The following is a 16,800-nucleotide window of genomic DNA, read 5'->3' as shown; positions in this document are numbered from 1 at the left end:
TTCCGAACGCAACACAACGCTTCGAACAGACTTCGTCCAACCCCTTGCCGAAGCCTTAGCCGAAGGTTAACGTCCCGCACCGCAACCTCATTTGAGCCATCTGACGCTGAGCCGCAGGGCCACAGGCACAGAGCAATAAGCCGTACTCGAGACAAGGACGTCAACATGTCGGCAATGAGCAACACCAACTGGGACCGCCGCAACGTACTGCGAGCCGCGATGGGCCTGGCCGCCGCAGGCGGTCTGGCCGCGTGCGGCGGCAACACCGGCCGCAGCGGCGGCGGGTCGGGCGACGCACTCGTCCAGTACTTCCACGCGTACGGCGAGGCGGGCACCGAGCAGGCCATCAAGAAGTACGCCAAGGCCTACAAGGACGCCAACGTGACCACGCAGTGGATCACCGGCAGCAACTTCGAGAACAAGCTGTTCCCGGCCCTGCTGACCAAGAACGCGCCGGACCTCTTCGAGTTCCACCCGCAGCTCCAGATGGTCAAGAGCGGTCAGGTGGCGGACCTGAGCGACATCATCAACCCGGTCAAGGACGACTTCAACCCGGCCGACATCGCGTCGCACACGGTCGACGGGAAGATATACGGCGTCCGGATGATCGACGACCCGCAGTTCTTCTACTACCGGCCGTCGCTCTTCGAGAAGGCCAAGATCGAGGTCCCGCAGACCCTGGACGAGCTGATCGAAGCCATCAACAAGCTCACCACCGACAAGGTCAAGGGCGCCTTCCTCGGCAACGACATCACCCCCGTCCAGAGCCCGCTGATCTGGTCGGCCGGCGCCGACACCCTCAACGCGAAGAACGAGATCGCGTACCACACGGACGCCGTGGCCGCCGGTCTGAGCCAGCTCCGCAAGCTGTTCACGAGCGGCAACCTGCTCCTGGACGCCCCCGCCGACTGGTGGGACCCCTCCGCCTTCACCCAGGGCCTGACCGCGATCCAGTGGTGCGGCATGTGGGCCATGCCCGTGATCCAGAAAGCGCTCGGCGACGACGTCGGCATCTTCCCGTTCCCGAAGGTCGGCTCCGCCGGCAAGGCATCGGTCACCAACGGCGGCTGGTCGATGTTCGTCAACGCCAAGGGCAAGAACGTCGACGCGGCCAAGGAGTACGTCAAGTGGCTGTGGATCGACCAGAAGGAGTACCAGGAGGACTGGGCGCTGTCCTACGGCTTCCACGTCCCGCCGCGCACGTCGATCGCCCAGTCCGCCACCAAGCTCAAGTCGGGCCTGCCGGCCGAGGGCGTCAAGCTCTTCACCGACTACGGGCACTTCGACAACATCGCGTGGACGCAGTCGATGATCGCCTCGCTGAACGACGTGATCGCCAACTCCGTGCGCAAGAACGGCAGCCCGGAGGCGGCACTCGACGCCTGTGACAAGAAGGTCAACGCAGAGCTCAAGAAGCTCTTCGGATAGGCAGGCGGACGGACCTCGACATGTCGACCACCACCAAGATCGACCTCGCGACCTCCGCCCCGGCCAAGCCTGCGAAGGCCAGGCCGCGGCGGAGTCTGCGGGCGAGCAGCACCCTCAACTTCTGGCTCTTCACCGGGCCCTTCCTCATCGGCCTGGTGATCTTCGTCTTCGTGCCGATGGGCTGGAGCATCTACCTCAGCTTCTTCGAGGCACGCTTCACCGTCTCACCGAGCACGTTCATCGGCTTCGACAACTACCAGGCGATCCTGGACAACCCCGACTTCACCGGGTCCCTGGTCACCTTCACCGTCTTCGCCGCGTTCATCGTGCCCACCACCTGGGGGCTCTCGCTGGGCCTGGCGCTGCTGGTGCACCGGCTGAGGTTCATGAAGGCGTTCTTCCGGTCGGTGTTCTTCATCCCGACCGCGGTCTCCTACGTGGCCGCGGCGCTCATCTGGAAGATGTCCATCTTCAACGGTGTCCGCTTCGGCATGGCCAACACGGTCGTCGGCTGGTTCGGTGTCGACAACGTGGCCTGGCTCGCCAACCCCGACCCGCCCTGGTACTGGCTGGTCATCGTGACCCTGCGGCTGTGGCTGCAGGCCGGCTTCTACATGATCCTGTTCCTGGCGGCACTGCAGAACATCCCGGCGGAGCTGTACGAGGCCGCCGCCATCGACGGCGCCAAGCCGGGCTGGCAGACCTTCTGGTACATCACGCTGCCCCAGCTGCGGGCCACCTCGACCGCGGTGATCCTGCTCCTGTTGATCGCCGCCTACCAGGCCTTCGACGAGTTCTGGAACCTGCTCGGCAAGGCGACCTGGGGCCAGCCACCCCTCGTGGAGCTGTACAAGACGGCCCTCGGCGAGAGCCAGGACTACGGCCAGGGCAGCGCGGGCGCCGTCATCCTGACCCTGCTCATCCTCGTGATCACCCTGTTCCAGGGGAAGATCATGGGCTTCGGAAGGGGTGAGGAGTCCAAGTGACCACCACCGCACCTGACCTCAGGAAGACCCCCGGCAAGAAGCGGGGGGGCAAGGTCATCGGCAACACCGGTCTGTACATCGCCACCGGTGTCGCCGCCCTGCTCTTCCTGGTGCCCTTCTATCTGATCGTCCGCAACGCCCTGATGACGGACCCGGAGATCACGGGCGAGAACTGGAAGTGGTTCCCCACCGACATCCAGTGGGGCAACTTCACCGAACCTTTCGACGACACCACCGTCGACTTCGGCCGGGCCCTGTGGAACTCCTGGGTCGTCGCCATCCTGCACACCAGCGGCATCCTGCTGATCTGTTCGCTGGCCGGCTACGGCCTCGCCCGCATCCCGTACAAGCACGCCAACAAGATCTTCTACGCCGTCCTGGTCACCCTGATGATCCCGACGGCCGTGACCTTCGTGCCGAGCTTCGTGCTGGTGTCGTCGCTGGGCTGGGTCGACACCTACCGGGGCCTCATCATCCCGGGCCTGTTCAGTGGTTTCACCTGCTTCCTGTTCCGGCAGTACTTCCTGGGGTTCCCCAAGGAGCTGGAGGAGGCGGCGCGCGTGGACGGACTCTCGTACTGGGGGGCGTACTGGCGGGTTGTCGTGCCCAACTCGCTGAACTTCTTCGCGGCGATGGCCACGATCACCTTCATCAGCGGCTGGAACCAGTTCCTGTGGCCCCTGGTCATCGGCCAGGACCCGAGTGCCTGGACGATCCAGGTCGCGCTCTCCTCCTACATGACCAACCAGACCGTCAACTACCACCTGATCTTCGCGGCCACGGCCATTTCCATCCTGCCCCTGCTGTTCGTGTTCCTCTTCCTCCAGCGCTGGCTGGTGCAGGGGATCGCCCAGACCGGCATCAAGGGCTGACACCCTTCTCGATACCTGGAGACCGATGTCTTTCCGCACCACGACGGCCATCGATTACGTCGAGGACGTCTCACCGGGCCGCGGGGCCCTCCCGCCCCGCGCCTGGTACTCGTCCTCGGACGCCGCGTCCCTGTCGCTGAACGGCAGATGGCGCCTGCGGGTGTCGGCGACCGCCGACGCCGAGGACGACTCGTTCGCCGAGGAGGGATACGACGCCGGGGACTGGGCCGAGGTCACGGTCCCGGGGCACTGGGTCCTGCAGGGCGACGGCGCGTTCGGGTCGCCGATCTACACGAACCACCTCTACCCCTTCCCGGTCGACCCGCCGCACGTCCCGACCGAGAACCCGACCGGCGATCACCTGCGGGTCTTCGACCTGCCCGCCGACTGGCCCGCGGACGGCAGTGCGGTGCTGCGCTTCGACGGCGTCGAGTCCTGCGCCCGCGTCTGGCTGAACGGCACGGACATCGGCGAGTTCAAGGGCTCCCGGCTGCCGCACGAGTTCGCGGTCGGCCATCTACTGAAGACTGTGGACAATGTACTGGCGGTTCGCGTCCACCAGTGGTCGGCGGGCTCGTACCTGGAGGACCAGGACCAGTGGTGGCTGCCCGGCATCTTCCGTGACGTGACGCTGCTGCACCGCCCGGCGGGCAGCGTGCTCGACTTCTTCGTGCACGCCTCCTACGACCACACCAGCGGCGAGGGCACCCTGCGCGTCGACTCCGACGTCGACGGCCGGGTGACCGTGCCCGCCCTGGACATCGATGTCGCGACCGGCGAGCCGGTGACGGTCCCGGTCCGGCCGTGGTCGGCGGAGACGCCGTTTCTGTACGACGGCGTGCTGGCGACCGAGGGCGAGCGGGTGCCGCTGCGCATCGGCTTCCGTACGGTCGTCCTGGAGGACGGCCTCATCAAGGTCAACGGCACGCCCGTTCTCTTCAAGGGCGTCAACCGGCACGAGTGGCACCCGGAGAAAGGGCGCGCGCTCGACCTGGAGACCATGCGCGAGGACGTACTGCTGATGAAGCGGCACAACCTCAACGCGGTCCGCACCTCGCACTACCCGCCGCACCCGGCCTTCCTGGACCTGTGCGACGAGTACGGCCTGTGGGTCATCGACGAGTGCGACCTGGAGACCCACGGCTTCACCGAGCAGGGCTGGCGGGACAACCCCGTCGACGACGACCGCTGGACCCCGGCCCTCCTGGACCGCGCGGCCCGCATGGTCGAGCGGGACAAGAACCACCCGTCGATCGTCTTCTGGTCCCTGGGCAACGAGGCCGGCACCGGCCGCGGTCTGACCGCCATGGCCGAGTGGATCCACGGCCGCGACTCCTCCCGCCTCGTGCACTACGAGGGCGACTGGGACTGCCGGGACACGGACGTGTACTCGCGGATGTACGCCTTCCACGCCGAGGTCGAACAGATCGGCCAGGGCCTGGACGGGGGCACGCACAAGCGGCGCGAACTCCCCTTCATCCAGTGCGAGTACGGGCACGCCATGGGCAACGGCCCCGGCGGGATCGCCGACTACCAGCGGCTGTTCGAGAAGTACGAGCGGCTGCAGGGCGGCTTCATCTGGGAGTGGATCGACCACGGCATCAAGCACCCGGAGCTGGGTTACGCCTACGGCGGTGACTTCGGCGAGGAGCTGCACGACGGCAACTTCGTCTGCGACGGGCTGGTCTTCCCCGACCGGCAGCCCTCCCCGGGACTCGTCGAGTACAAGAAGGTCATCGAGCCGGTCCACATCGAGGGAGACGGCTCCGACGGCACCGTGCGCGTCACCAACCGGCACGACTTCGCGGACCTGTCCGAGCTGGCCTTCGAGTGGTCGTACCAGGTGGACGGCGAGACGGTCGAGGCGGGCACCCTGAACGTCCCGTCGCTCGCCGCCGGCGAGTCCGCCGACGTGAAGCTGCCCGAGCCGCCCGCGGACGCCCGCGGGGCGGAGACGCAGTGGACGGTACGGGCGCTGCTCGCCGCCGACACCGCGTGGGCGCCGAAGGACCATGTCGTCGCCTGGGGCCAGTTCCCGGGCGCGTCCCGCCCGTTGCCGTCCGTCGCGCCCACCGACCGACCGGCGCTCGGCGAGAAGCTGATCACCCTCGGCCCGGCGTCCTTCGACGCGCGTACCGGTGCGCTGAAGACGATCGGCGGGGTGTCGGTCGTAAGTCCGCGCCTGGACGTGTGGCGGGCGACCACCGACAACGACGACGGCGCGGAGTGGCAGTCCGACACCCGGTACGGGGTGCTGTGGCGCACCCTCGGCCTGCACCGTATGCACCACCGCCTGGACGCCGTGGAGTTGGCCGATGACGCGCTGACGGTACGGACCCGGGTGGCGCCCGCCGCCCGCGAGGTGGGCCTGAGCACGGTGTACCGCTGGACCTCGGACGGCGGCCGGCTGCGGCTGACGGTGTCCGTGACTCCCGAGGGCGAGTGGACGCTGCCGCTGCCCCGGCTGGGCATCCGGCTCGGACTGTCCGAGGCGGACCAGGTGAAGTGGTTCGGCGGCGGTCCCGGCGAGGCGTATCCGGACACCCGGTCGGCGTCGATGGTCGGCCGTTGGCAGTCGACTGTGGACGATCTGCAGACGCCGTACGTCCGTCCGCAGGAGAACGGCGCCCTCGCCGACGTCCGCTGGGCGGAGCTCGGCGGCCTCAGGATCGAGGGCGACCCGGAGTTCTGGTTCACTGCCCGCCGCTGGACGACCGAGCAGCTGGACGCGGCCGCCCACCTCACCGACCTCACGGCCGACACTGCATCCGACAGCGGCTCCGCCGCGGAGGTGTGGGTCAACCTCGACCACGGCCTGCACGGGATCGGTTCGCAGTCGTGCGGTCCGGGCCCGCTGCCGCAGTACTTCCTGCGGGCCGAGCCGACGGAGTTCTCATTCGTGTTCTCGGTGACCGATTAGTCCGGATCTGTTAGTCCAACTCCGTGATCGATTAATCCATTGACCGGTTGATCGACATTCTGCGACGGTCGTGAGGTGCCCGCGGCCGGTCGGCCCTTCCAAGCCGACCGGCCGCACTTCACGTTCGAAGCAAGGGAGTTGACAGCGTGAGCGGAAGCATCGAGGTCCGCGGCCTGTCCCGGGTCTTCCACACCACCGTCCGCCGCCCCGGCTTCGTGGGCGCGGTGCGCTCCCTGGTCAACCCGGAGCGGGTCACCAAGCATGCCGTCCGCGACATCACCTTCGATGTCAGTCCCGGCGAACTCCTCGCCCTGCTCGGCCCGAACGGCGCCGGGAAGTCCACCATCATCAAGATGCTCACCGGCATCCTGACCCCCACCTCCGGCGAGGCCCGGGTCGCGGGCGTGGTGCCGTACCGGGAGCGCGAGCGCAACGCCCGCAACATCGGCGCGGTGTTCGGGCAGCGCACCCAGCTGTGGTGGGACCTGCCGGTGCGCGAGTCGTTCGCGATCCTCAGGGACATCTACGAGGTGCCGAAGGCCGAACACGCCGCCCGTCTCGAGGAGTTCGACGACCTGCTCGACCTGTCGTCCTTCTGGGACACCCGGGTGCGCCACCTCTCCCTCGGCCAGCGCGTCCGCAGCGACCTCGCCGCCGCCCTGCTGCACGACCCGCCGGTCGTCTTCCTCGACGAACCGACCATCGGCATGGACGTGGTGGTGAAGGAACAGGTGCGGGAGTTCCTGCGGTACCAGGTCGAACAGCGCGGCCGTACCGTCCTGTTGACCACGCACGACATGACGGAGGTCGAGCGGCTCGCCGAGCGGGTCGTCCTGATCAACCACGGCCGGCTGGTGCTGGACGGCAGCCTCGACGAGATCCGCCGCAAGTTCGGCTCGACCTGGCAGGTGCGGGCGACCCTCGCCGACCCGCACACTCAGGTCGTACCGCTGCCCGGGATCGCTCTGCTGCGGCACGACGGACCGCGGGTCGTGTTCGGGCCCGAGGAGTCCGCCGGGCCCGACGCGCCGACCGTCCACCAGGCGCTGAAGGCGGTCATCGAGCACTACGAGGTGACGGACATCGCCCTCGACGAGGCCGACCTGGAGGACGTCATGCGGGCCGCCTACGTCCAGGCCGGAGACCTGTGATGGCCGTCCTGCACGCCTGGCGCACCGCCCGCGTCACCCCGCTCGGCGAACTGCACACCCCGCCCCGGATGACGGCCGTACTGCTCCGGCTGACCGTGCAGGTGGTGCTGGTGGCATCCCTGTGGCACGGCCTGTACGCGAACACCGGCACCACCGCCGGCCTCGACCGCGACCAGGCGGTGACGTACGCGGTACTGGCCGTACTCGCCTCCCGGCTGCGGGAGTTGGACCAGTTCGCGGGCCGGGACTCGGTGCTGCAGCACATGCACTTCGGCACCATCATCTACTGGTATCTGCGCCCGCTGCCGCCCCAGCGCTACTACGCCCTGCGCGCCCTCGGCGAGCAGCTGTACGGCCTCGCGTGGGCGCTCGGCGGATACGCGGTGTGCCTGGCGGCCGGGGTGGTCGAGCCGCCCCGGTCGGCCGCGGTGGCGGGGGTGTTCGCGCTCAGCATGCTGCTCGGCCAGTGGGTGCTGTACTACGTACTGCTCGTGCTGGACCAGCTGTGCTTCTGGACGGTGCGCAACAACGCGGCGATGCTGATCCTGATCTTCGCGCAGAACCTGCTGTCCGGGGTGTACGCGCCGCTGTGGTTCTTCCCGGACTGGTTCGTGACCGTGAGCGCCTTCCTGCCCTTCCAGGCGACGCTGAGCGTGCCGCTGTCCCTGTACATCGGCCGGATCCCGCTGTCGGACGCGGCCGGTCAGCTGGCCCTCCAGGCGGTCTGGGTCGTGCTGCTGGCCCTGTTCACCCGTCTGCTGTGGCGGCGGGCCGCCCTCCGTGTCATGTCCCAGGGAGGCTGACGCCGATGAACGCCGTCCGGATCGTGTGGCGCATCACGCGTCTCAACTTCCGTGCCCAGCTGGAATACCGTTCCGAGTTCCTGCTGATGATCGCGATCGGCGCGATCTGGCAGGTGTCGGTGATCGTGTTCGCGACGGTACTGCTGTCCCGGTTCACCGGGATGGGCGGCTGGGACAGCTCGGAGGTGCTGCTGATCCCGGCGACGCGGATGCTGGCGCACGGGTTGTTCGTGCTGTTCCTGGGCCGGCTGCACGGCGCCGGCCGGCAGATCCAGGAAGGGATGATCGACACCTATCTGGTCCGTCCGATGCCGGTCCACCGTCAGCTACAGCTGCGGGTCTTTCCCACCAACGCGATCGGCGACCTGACGGTGGCGGCGGGCCTGATGGCGGGCGCGCTCAGCCGCAGCGACCTGGACTGGACGGCGGGCCGGATCGCGTACCTGATCGCCGCGCTGCTCGGCGGCCTGCTCCTGGAGGCGGCCCTGTTCACGGCGGTGGCCTGCGCGTCCCTCCGTTACCCGGCCGCCGACTACTGGGGCAGCTGGCTGGAGGAGCTCCTCGGCACCTTCGGCAGCTACCCGCTGAACGTGCTGCCCAAGGCGGTGGGCGGCTTCCTGACGTACGGCCTTCCGCTCGCGTTCGTCGCGTACTTCCCGGCCGCCGTCCTCACCGGGCACGGCCACGACACCGGCGTCCCCTACTGGCTGGCGGCGGCCTCCCCGCTCCTCGGCGTGCTGGCGTACCTGGGGTCGCGGCTGCTGTGGCGGTGGAGCCTGCGGCACTACACGGGCGTCAACGGATGACGGGCGCCGCTGCCTCCGGCTTACGTCCGCGCCTCGCGGTGAGCCTGGTGTTCGTCGTCCTCGGGGCCACACAGGGCGGCTGGATGGCCCGTATCCCCGCGATCCGGGACCAGGTCGGCGTGGACACCGCGCGGTGGGGCCTGCTGAGCAGTTCGTCGGCGGCCGGGGACCTGGTGGCGATCGTGCTGATCACGGTCCTCATCGGGCGGGTCAGCACCCGGCTGCTGAGTCTGGCGGCAGCGGCCGTCGTGCTGCTCAACGCGCCGGTGCTGGCGGGGGCTTCGGCCGTGCCCGCGCTGGTGGTGGGGCTGACCGTGTGGGGCGTGTCGGCGACCTTCCTGGCGACGCCGGTCAACGCGCTCGCGGTCGCCGTGGAACGCCACCAGGGCAGGCCCCTGATGTCGGGCTTCCACGCCTCCTACAGCAGCGGCGTCCTGACCGGCGGCGCCCTCGGCACACTCGCGGCGGCCACCGGCGTCTCCCCCGGCGTCCAGATGGCGATCAGCAGCGCGGTGCTCGGTGCGCTGCTGCTGGCCTGGGCGAGGTGGCTGCCCGAGGAGAGGAGCCCGGCGGAAGGCAAGGAGCGACGTCGGCCGGTGCGGCAGCGGTTCACTCCCCAGCTGGTGCTGCTCGCCTCCATCGCGTTCCTCGCCTCCTTCGTCGAGGGCTCGGCCTCGCAGTGGAGTTCGGTGTACACGGCCGACTACCTGGACGCGGGCTCGGCGCTCGGCGCGGCGACGTACACCTGCTTCTCGGTCGCGGTCCTCGTCGCCCGGCTGCTGGGCGACCGGTTCGTGGCCCGGCTGGGCCGCGGTCCCTTCGTACGGCTGTCGCTGCTGACCGCGGCACTGGGCGCGGCCCTGGTGATCGCCCGGCCGGCCCTGCCGCTCGCCGTCGCCGGGTTCACCGTGGCCGGGCTGGGCATCGCCTGCGTGCTCCCGGCGTTGATCGCGCTGGCCGGGCGGCAGCCGGGGGTGCCGGCGGGCGAGGGGGTGTCCGTGATCACGATCGGCCAGTGGCCGGGCTTTCTGATGGCGGGTCCGGCGGTGGGTCTGCTGGCGGGGGCGGCGAGTCTGCGGGCGGCTCTGGTCGCGCTGGTCGTGGCGGCGGCGGGGGCGACGGTGCTCACCCGCTGGATGGCCGGCGAGACATGAGACGGCCCGGACCGGTGGCCGGTCCGGGCCTGGTGTCGTCAGGGTCGGTCAGGTCGGTCAGGGTCGGTCAGGGGCAGCTGATTCGGATGTCGCCGGAGTCCGTCGTGCAGGTGTCCGTGCCGGAGCCGCCGTTGGCGGTGTCGTTGCCCGAGACGCTGTCCACGGTGTTGAGCCGGTCGTTGCCGGAGTTGCCGATGAGGTTGTCGTTGCCGGGGCCTCCGTTGAGGGTGTCGTCTTGGAAGCCGCCGTCGGCGCGGTCGTTGCCGAAGTTGCCGTCATGCGCCCAGCTTCCGGATGCCCTACGTCCCCTTCGCGCGGCCGGCCGGCCGGTGAGCCCACTGGGCCGCAGACGTCCACTCGCCGGGGTGAGGTGGCGTTGGTAGGACCGGCGGGGGCCGGGCGGGCGCCGCCCCGGTCACGCGGCCCGGTACGCCCGCAGGAACGCCGCGACACCCGCCGTGATCAGCTGCTCCGTCCTCTCCTTGGGCAGTGGGCGGACGCCGTAGTGGGAGAGCTGCACGATCTGGTGGGAGGTCAGAGCGGAGAAGTGCACCCCCGTCAGGGCGGCGTCGCCGTGCACGTCGATCAGACCGGCCGCGGCGAGTCCCGCCATCGCGTCGGCGAGCCCGCGGCCGACCGGGCCCGGCCCGGCGTCCTGCCAGGCCTGGAGAACCTCGGGCGGCACGTGGTCGGCCTCGGCGTGGATGTGCCGGACGAGCGCGAAGTGGTCCGGGAACTCGGCCATGACGCCGACGAAGGCCCGGGCGAGGGCGACGAGATCGCGCTCCAGGTCCTCGGGACGGGGCGGGCTCGCGGGATCCAACAGGGCGTGGAGACGGCCGAGTTGGGCGTCCTTGACCTCGCTCGACGTCCAGCTGACGACCGTACGGAAGAGGTCGGCCTTGCCGCCCGGGAAGTGGTTGTAGAGGGTGCGCGTGGACACGCCGGCCGCGGCCGCCAGCGCGTCGACCGAGGCGCGGGTGTAGCCCTCGCGGCCGAAGACCGTGCAGGCGGCGCCCGCCATCGCGATCTGCTTCTGCAGTCTGCGGGGCGGGACCTCGCGCCGGGACCGGTCCATCCAGGCGTCGTTGCTGGTGCCCACGCTCGTCTCCTCGCCTCTTCGGTCTCTTCTTGAGTGTTTTCTTGAGTCTCTTCGTCTACTTACAACGAGCGTTGTAATTTTTACAACGCTCGTTGTAGTTTACCGGAGGGGGGCCGCACCGGGCGGTCGCCCCCGCTCACGAGGGGATACCACCATGCCTGTCACCGAAGCCGTGCCCGCTCCCGTCGCCCGCGAGGACACTCCGCTGCGCGTCGCCGTGATCATCGGCAGCATCCGCGAGGGCCGCGCGGGAGGTGCCGTCACCGACTGGTTCGTCGGCGCCGCCAAGGGAGCCGCCGACCTGGAACTGGACGTCATCGACCTCGTCGACGTCGAACTGCCGCTCGCCATGCCGGGCTGGGGCCGGACGCCGAGCCCCGAGGCCGCCGCCGCGCTGGCCGAGGTCACACCACGGCTGGCCGCCGCGGACGCCTTCGTCGTCGTCACGCCCGAGTACAACCACAGCTTCCCGGCGGCCCTGAAGAACTTCATCGACTGGCACCGCGGCGAATGGCACGCCAAGCCCGTCGGCTTCGTCTCCTACGGCGGCCTCTCCGGCGGTCTGCGCGCGGTCGAGCAACTCCGGCTGATCTTCGCCGAGTTGCACGCCATGACGGTGCGCGACTCCGTCAGCCTGCACGGCCCGTGGTCCGGCCTCACGGAGGACGGGACCCCGCGCGACCCGGCCGTGTGCGAGAGCGCCGCGAAGGGCATGCTCGGCCAACTGTCCTGGTGGGGGCGGGCGTTGCGGTCGGCCCGTGCGACCCGCCCGTACGAGGGCTGACGGGGGTACGGGGGAATGACCACCACGCCGGCCGTCGAAGCGCCGTCCGAGGACTCCCGGGCCGCCGCGAAGACCCTCCACCGCACCATCGCCGTCGTCGTCATCGGCTCGGTGATGTCCGTGCTCGACATGACGATCGTCAACGTGGCGCTGGGCAGCCTCTCCGAGGCGTTCCACGCCCCGCTGGAGACGATCCAGTGGACCGCCACCGCGTACACGCTCGCCCTCGCGGCCGTCATCCCGACCGCGGCCTGGGCGATGGGCCGTATCGGCGCCAAGCGCACCTATCTGACCGCCCTGGTGCTCTTCACGCTCGGCTCACTGCTCGCGGCCTTCGCCTGGGACGCGCCGAGCCTGATCGCGTTCCGTGCGGTGCAGGGCCTGGGCGGCGGGCTGCTGATGCCCGTCGGCATGGCGATGGTGATGCGCATCGCCGACCGGGACCGGCTCGGGCGGTCCATGGCCCTGCTCGGCCTGCCGATCCTGGTCGGCCCGGTGACCGGGCCGGTGCTCGGCGGCTGGCTGCTCGACGCCGCGTCCTGGCACTGGATCTTCCTCGTCAACCTGCCCGTCGGAGCGGTGGCGTTGGTGCTCGCGGCGAGGTTGCTGCGCCCCGATGAGCCCCGGGCCGAGCCGCCCGCGCTGGACGTCCCGGGCCTGCTGACGCTCTCGCCGGGCCTCGCCCTGCTGCTGTTCGGGCTGGCGCGGGGCGGTGAGCGGGGCGACTTCACCTCGTACGGCGCACTCCTGCCGACCCTCACGGGTGTCGCGCTCGTCGCCGCCTTCGTACGGCGTGCGCTGACCGCCCGGGACCCGCTGCTGGACCTCCGGCTGCTGGGCGACCGCACGTTCGCCGTCGGCATCGGCACGCTCGCGCTGTTCACCTGCGGCTACTTCGGGTCGATGCTGCTCTACCCCGTGTACTGGCAGCAGGTGCGGGACACGAGCGCGACGGTGACCGGTCTGCTGGGCGCGCCGGTCGGGCTCACCGTCGGCATCACCATGCAGGTCGCCGCGCGCCGCATCGACAAGGTGTCGCCGCGACGGCTGATCGCGGCCGGGACAGTGGTCGGGGCGCTCGGCATGGCGCTGACCGCGCTGCAGATCGGCGAGGCCGACGTGCCGGCCTGGCGCCTCGTCGGCGCGGGGATGGTGATGGGCGTCGGCTCCGGCATGGTCCTGATGCCGACGATGACGACGGCGAGCCGTGACCTGCCGAAGGACCGCATGGCCGCGGCGAGCACCGCGCTGAGCATCAACGCGCAGGTGTGGGCGTCGGTCGGAACGGCCCTGATCTCCGTGGTGCTGGGCTCGACGGGCGCCGACCCCGCCGGCTTCCGGGTCGCGTACGCGGTGGCGGCGGGCCTGCTCGCCCTGGCGCTGCTGCCGGCGGCACTCCTACCCGGGCGAAGGAGCTGACGGAGCCGGCGGTTTCCCGGCTCCGGACCGCCGTATGGGCGTGAACAGCGCGACCACCGCGATCAGTACGCAGCAGGCGCCGGCGACCAGCCCGACCGGTGCGGTGCCACGGCGTTCGGCCGCCCAGGTCAGGACGGCCGCGCCGATCGGGGCCGCGGAGTACTGGAGGGTCCAGAACGCGGCGGTCACACGGCCCAGCAGCGGTTCCGGGGTGACCTCCTGGCGCAGTGACATGGAGCAGGTGCCCGCGATGCCGCCGCAGGCGAGGAACGCCGCGCTCAGTGCCGCGACGACGGACACGTCGCGCGCCCAGCCCAGTCCGGCGAACGCCAGCCCGCTCACCGCGACCGCTCCGGTCCAGGTCGGCCCGAAGCCGAGCCCGCGGCGGATCCGGGCCACCAGCAGGGCGCCGGTGATGGTGCCGAGGGCGCCGACGGCCATCACGGTGCCGACCGTGCCGTCGTCGTGGCCGAGGTCGTGCTTGACGTGGTAGATGACCAAGTCGGTCATGCCGAGGGTGAGGAAGCTGAACACGAACAGCAGGGCGGTCAGGGAGCGCAGCACGGGGTGGCCGTACAGGAAGGACACCCCGATCCGCAGGTCCTGCCACAGGCTCGCCTTCTCGGCCTTCTCGGCCGGGCCGCCGTCGTCACCGGCGCGCGGGGCGAACCGTACGAACAGCATGCAGACGGCCGACACCCCGAAGCTGGCCGCGTCCACCCCCACCGCGGCGGCCGGGCCGGTCCACGCGGCGACGAGTCCCGCGCACAGCGGGCCGAGGACACCCGCCGCGGCGGCGGTCGCGTTCAGCCGGCCGTTGGCCTCGGTGAGCCGCTCGGTGCCGACCAGACTGCGCACGACGGTGACATAACCGACGGCGAACAGCATCCCGACGGCCTCGCACAGCGGCAGCACGCCGTACAGCAGCCAGACCTGCGGCCCGAACAGCCACACCAGCGGAATCACGCCGTACAGCACCATGCGCACCAGGTCGCAGGCGATGAGCAGCCGACGACGGTCGACCCGGTCCACCACGGCCCCGGCGAACACCGCCGCCAGCACCGAGGCGGCCCCGCCGACCGCCGTGAGCAGGCCCATCCGGGCAAGGGAGCCGGTGGCCTGGAGGACCAGCAGGGGCAGGGCGATCAGGGCGAAGGAGTCGCCGAGGACGGAGAGGGTCTGCGCGGCCCAGAAGATGCCGAAGTTCCGTTGCCGCCAGAGGGGACGACCGTGGGAGGGCGGCGGGTCGATGCGTCGTGGGCGTGGAGTCGAGCTGCCCGGTTCCCCCTCGTCGCGCTGCGCCTCGTACGCCAAGCGGCCCCTCCCCCTCGTCCTGGACCCGGCAACCTTACGGCTGCCCTGCGGTGACCCGCAGACGAATGAACCGCACGCGCATCCCCGGCTCCCTCCACAGCGCGCCCGTGCGTCAGTGGTCCGCACAGCACGGTGTCGGGGCCGGGACCTCGAAGGGGACCAGTGTGCCGCCCACGGCGGCCATGGCGGTGAGGACCAGTTCGCCCTGCTGCCACTGCGGGCGCACGTGATCCCACGTCACCATGCGGGTGTCCGGGGCCGGTTGACCCGGGACACCGAGCACGGTCACGCGCGGCCCGCGATGTCGGGGGCGCCGGGCGACACGTCGTACTCCCCGGCCGCGAGCCGCTCCCGGGCGGTGCGCAGGAGCGGTTCGGACGGGAAGGTGAACGACAGGGCGACCCGCGGCCGGTCCCCGCGCACTGCCTTCGCGGCACCACTGCGCCGCGTGTGGAGGATCGAGGCGAAACATGAACCGTCCATGACCAGGAGGTGAGCGGCGGCCGACCCGGGCACGGCAGGTCACCTCGTCCCTCACTGTTTCCCCAACTGTCCTTGCCGGTCACACTGGTTGACGGTGAACCTGAGCAGCGTTCACCTTCAGTCCTCCTCAAGTCCCCCGCCCTCCGACCGGAGAGACACCCCCACCATGAGACGACTCATCGGCACCCTCGCGGCCGCCGCCCTGGCCGTGACCGGCCTCGCCACCACCGGCGCGACACCCGCGGCAGCGGCCACCTCGGGCACGTTCAACGTCCTCACGTACAACGTCGCGGGCCTCCCCGAGGGCCTCAGCTCCGGCAACCCGGAGACGAACACTCCCCTGATCTCCCCGCGCCTGGCGGCATACGACCTCGTGAACGTCCAGGAGGACTTCAACTACCACGCGGCCCTGTACGCGGGCGACAACCACCCGTACCGCACCGCGACCAGCGGCGGTGTGCCCTTCGGCGACGGCCTCAACACGCTCTCGGACCACCCCTTCGAGGACTTCGAGCGGGTGAAGTGGAACGCCTGCACGGGCACCAACTGCCTGACTCCCAAGGGCTTTTCCCTGGCGCGGGTGCGGCTCGCCGAGGGCGTCTTCGTGGACCTGTACAACGTCCACACGAACGCCGACGCGACGGATGACGCACTGGCGGCGCGCCGCGCCAACGTGGAGCAGCTGTCGGACTTCATCCAGGCGAACTCGTCCGGCAACGCGGTGCTCGTGATGGGTGACACCAATACCCGGTACACCCGCGCGGGCGACAACATCCGCACACTGGTAGAGGAGAACGGCCTGACGGACCCGTGGGTCAAGCTGGTGAAGGGCGGTACGGCACCGGCGCAGGGCGCCGACGCGCTGGTGTGCCCGACGACGGCCCCGACCAATGACTGCGAGGTGGTGGACAAGGTCCTCTACCGCGGCAGCAAGCTGCTGTCCCTGAACGCCACCCGCTACAACAACGAGTGGGCGTCCTTCCTGGACTCCGCCGGCGGCAACCTCTCCGACCACTTCCCGCACACGGTCGACTTCTCCTACACCCTCAACTCGTCCCTGAAGGCGAGCGACTTCTTCGGCGGCCCGCACGGCACGGCCTTCAACGACGCGGACGACCTGCCCGCGACCCCGTCCCCGCGCACGCTGACGCTGCGCGGCGCCTCCCGCCTGGACGCGGTGTCCCTCACCCACGACGGCGGTACGACGCTCTCCCACGGCGGCACGGGCGGCACGGCCACGTCCCTGACGCTCGCGTCGGGCGAGCACCTCACCTCGGTGAAGCTGACACAGGGCCAGAAGGACGGCCGCACCAGGCTCTTCTCGGCGGCGTTCACCACGGACAAGGGCCGCACTCTCTCCTCCGGCACGGCCACCACGGCGACGAAGACCTTCACGGCCCCGTCCGGCTGGCAGATCGTCGGCTTCACCGGGCGGGCGGGCACCGAGGTCGACAAGCTGGGAGTGCTGTACGCGCCGATCGGCTGAGGGCCGGTCGGCGTCCTGCGCAGGAGAGCGGGCCGTCAGGGGCGTCACTCCCTAGGGCACCTAGGCCATAAGCTAGGTGCCCTAGCCGACGG

Annotated in this window: 16 protein-coding genes; 11 read left to right on the top strand and 5 right to left on the bottom strand. The window is 70.2% G+C overall.

Features of this window, described 5'->3' with window-relative positions; translation table 11 throughout:
- Positions 1-165: 165 nt before the first annotated feature.
- The 8 genes from QFZ76_RS39205 to QFZ76_RS39170 all read left to right on the top strand — a co-directional run bounded on the left by QFZ76_RS39205 (position 166) and on the right by QFZ76_RS39170 (position 10,120).
- Positions 166-1,428 (top strand): ABC transporter substrate-binding protein, encoded by a 1,263-nt coding sequence (locus tag QFZ76_RS39205; RefSeq protein ID WP_307678117.1) that lies wholly within the window; start codon positions 166-168, stop codon positions 1,426-1,428.
- Positions 1,429-1,448: 20 nt separating this feature from the next.
- On the top strand, positions 1,449-2,414 hold the full coding sequence (locus QFZ76_RS39200; RefSeq protein ID WP_307678116.1) for a carbohydrate ABC transporter permease: 966 nt from the start codon (positions 1,449-1,451) through the stop codon (positions 2,412-2,414).
- Positions 2,411-3,286, top strand: a complete 876-nt coding sequence (locus tag QFZ76_RS39195; protein ID WP_307678115.1) for a carbohydrate ABC transporter permease — start codon at positions 2,411-2,413, stop codon at positions 3,284-3,286. The genes QFZ76_RS39200 and QFZ76_RS39195 overlap by 4 nt, the downstream gene beginning before the upstream one ends.
- Positions 3,287-3,311: 25 nt before the next feature.
- Positions 3,312-6,206, top strand: coding sequence for a glycoside hydrolase family 2 TIM barrel-domain containing protein (locus QFZ76_RS39190; protein ID WP_307678114.1), 2,895 nt, complete (start codon positions 3,312-3,314; stop codon positions 6,204-6,206).
- A 146-nt stretch (positions 6,207-6,352) separates the two neighbouring features.
- Positions 6,353-7,357, top strand: a complete 1,005-nt coding sequence (locus QFZ76_RS39185) for an ATP-binding cassette domain-containing protein (protein WP_307678113.1) — start codon at positions 6,353-6,355, stop codon at positions 7,355-7,357.
- Positions 7,357-8,160: an ABC-2 family transporter protein gene (locus QFZ76_RS39180; protein ID WP_307678112.1), complete on the top strand. Its 804-nt coding sequence runs from the start codon at positions 7,357-7,359 to the stop codon at positions 8,158-8,160. The genes QFZ76_RS39185 and QFZ76_RS39180 overlap by 1 nt, the downstream gene beginning before the upstream one ends.
- Before the next feature lie 5 nt (positions 8,161-8,165).
- On the top strand, positions 8,166-8,966 hold the full coding sequence (locus tag QFZ76_RS39175; RefSeq protein ID WP_266449641.1) for an ABC transporter permease: 801 nt from the start codon (positions 8,166-8,168) through the stop codon (positions 8,964-8,966).
- Complete coding sequence (locus tag QFZ76_RS39170) at positions 8,963-10,120, top strand: MFS transporter (protein ID WP_307678111.1); 1,158 nt, start codon at positions 8,963-8,965, stop codon at positions 10,118-10,120. The genes QFZ76_RS39175 and QFZ76_RS39170 overlap by 4 nt, the downstream gene beginning before the upstream one ends.
- A gap of 67 nt (positions 10,121-10,187) precedes the next feature.
- Here the strand turns inward: QFZ76_RS39170 and QFZ76_RS51940 are convergent, their stop codons facing one another.
- A complete protein-coding gene (locus QFZ76_RS51940; RefSeq protein WP_373464559.1) occupies positions 10,188-10,469 on the bottom strand; it encodes a calcium-binding protein in 282 nt (93 codons plus the stop codon).
- Positions 10,470-10,535: 66 nt separating this feature from the next.
- Positions 10,536-11,222 carry a TetR/AcrR family transcriptional regulator gene (locus QFZ76_RS39160; RefSeq protein WP_307678110.1) on the bottom strand — a complete coding sequence of 229 codons (687 nt, stop codon included), beginning with the start codon at positions 11,220-11,222 and terminating at the stop codon, positions 10,536-10,538.
- 154 nt (positions 11,223-11,376) lie between these two features.
- Here QFZ76_RS39160 and QFZ76_RS39155 point away from each other — a divergent pair, with 154 nt between their 5' ends.
- Together QFZ76_RS39155 and QFZ76_RS39150 are read left to right on the top strand one after the other, a co-directional pair.
- Complete coding sequence (locus QFZ76_RS39155; RefSeq protein ID WP_307678109.1) at positions 11,377-12,006, top strand: NADPH-dependent FMN reductase; 630 nt, start codon at positions 11,377-11,379, stop codon at positions 12,004-12,006.
- A 15-nt stretch (positions 12,007-12,021) separates the two neighbouring features.
- Positions 12,022-13,425, top strand: coding sequence for a DHA2 family efflux MFS transporter permease subunit (locus QFZ76_RS39150; RefSeq protein ID WP_307678108.1), 1,404 nt, complete (start codon positions 12,022-12,024; stop codon positions 13,423-13,425).
- Here QFZ76_RS39150 and QFZ76_RS39145 read toward each other — a convergent pair.
- The 3 genes from QFZ76_RS39145 to QFZ76_RS39135 form a co-directional block, all read right to left on the bottom strand.
- The gene (locus QFZ76_RS39145) at positions 13,405-14,739 is read right to left on the bottom strand and encodes an MFS transporter (RefSeq protein WP_373464419.1); all 1,335 of its coding nucleotides are present in this window, start codon (positions 14,737-14,739) and stop codon (positions 13,405-13,407) included. The genes QFZ76_RS39150 and QFZ76_RS39145 overlap by 21 nt on opposite strands.
- Before the next feature lie 112 nt (positions 14,740-14,851).
- Complete coding sequence (locus tag QFZ76_RS39140; RefSeq protein WP_307678107.1) at positions 14,852-14,983, bottom strand: hypothetical protein; 132 nt, start codon at positions 14,981-14,983, stop codon at positions 14,852-14,854.
- A gap of 41 nt (positions 14,984-15,024) precedes the next feature.
- Complete coding sequence (locus tag QFZ76_RS39135) at positions 15,025-15,255, bottom strand: hypothetical protein (RefSeq protein WP_307678106.1); 231 nt, start codon at positions 15,253-15,255, stop codon at positions 15,025-15,027.
- Between the two features lie 133 nt (positions 15,256-15,388).
- On the opposite strand from QFZ76_RS39135, the gene QFZ76_RS39130 reads away from it, so the two are divergent.
- Positions 15,389-16,708: a jacalin-like lectin gene (locus tag QFZ76_RS39130; protein WP_307678105.1), complete on the top strand. Its 1,320-nt coding sequence runs from the start codon at positions 15,389-15,391 to the stop codon at positions 16,706-16,708.
- Positions 16,709-16,800: the final 92 nt, after the last annotated feature.

The organism is Streptomyces sp. V4I2, from assembly GCF_030817655.1.
In the GTDB taxonomy this organism is placed as follows: domain Bacteria; phylum Actinomycetota; class Actinomycetes; order Streptomycetales; family Streptomycetaceae; genus Streptomyces; species Streptomyces plumbiresistens.
The sequence above is the reverse complement of the archived record's forward strand: the minus strand, read 5'-3'. Positions and strand labels throughout refer to the sequence as shown.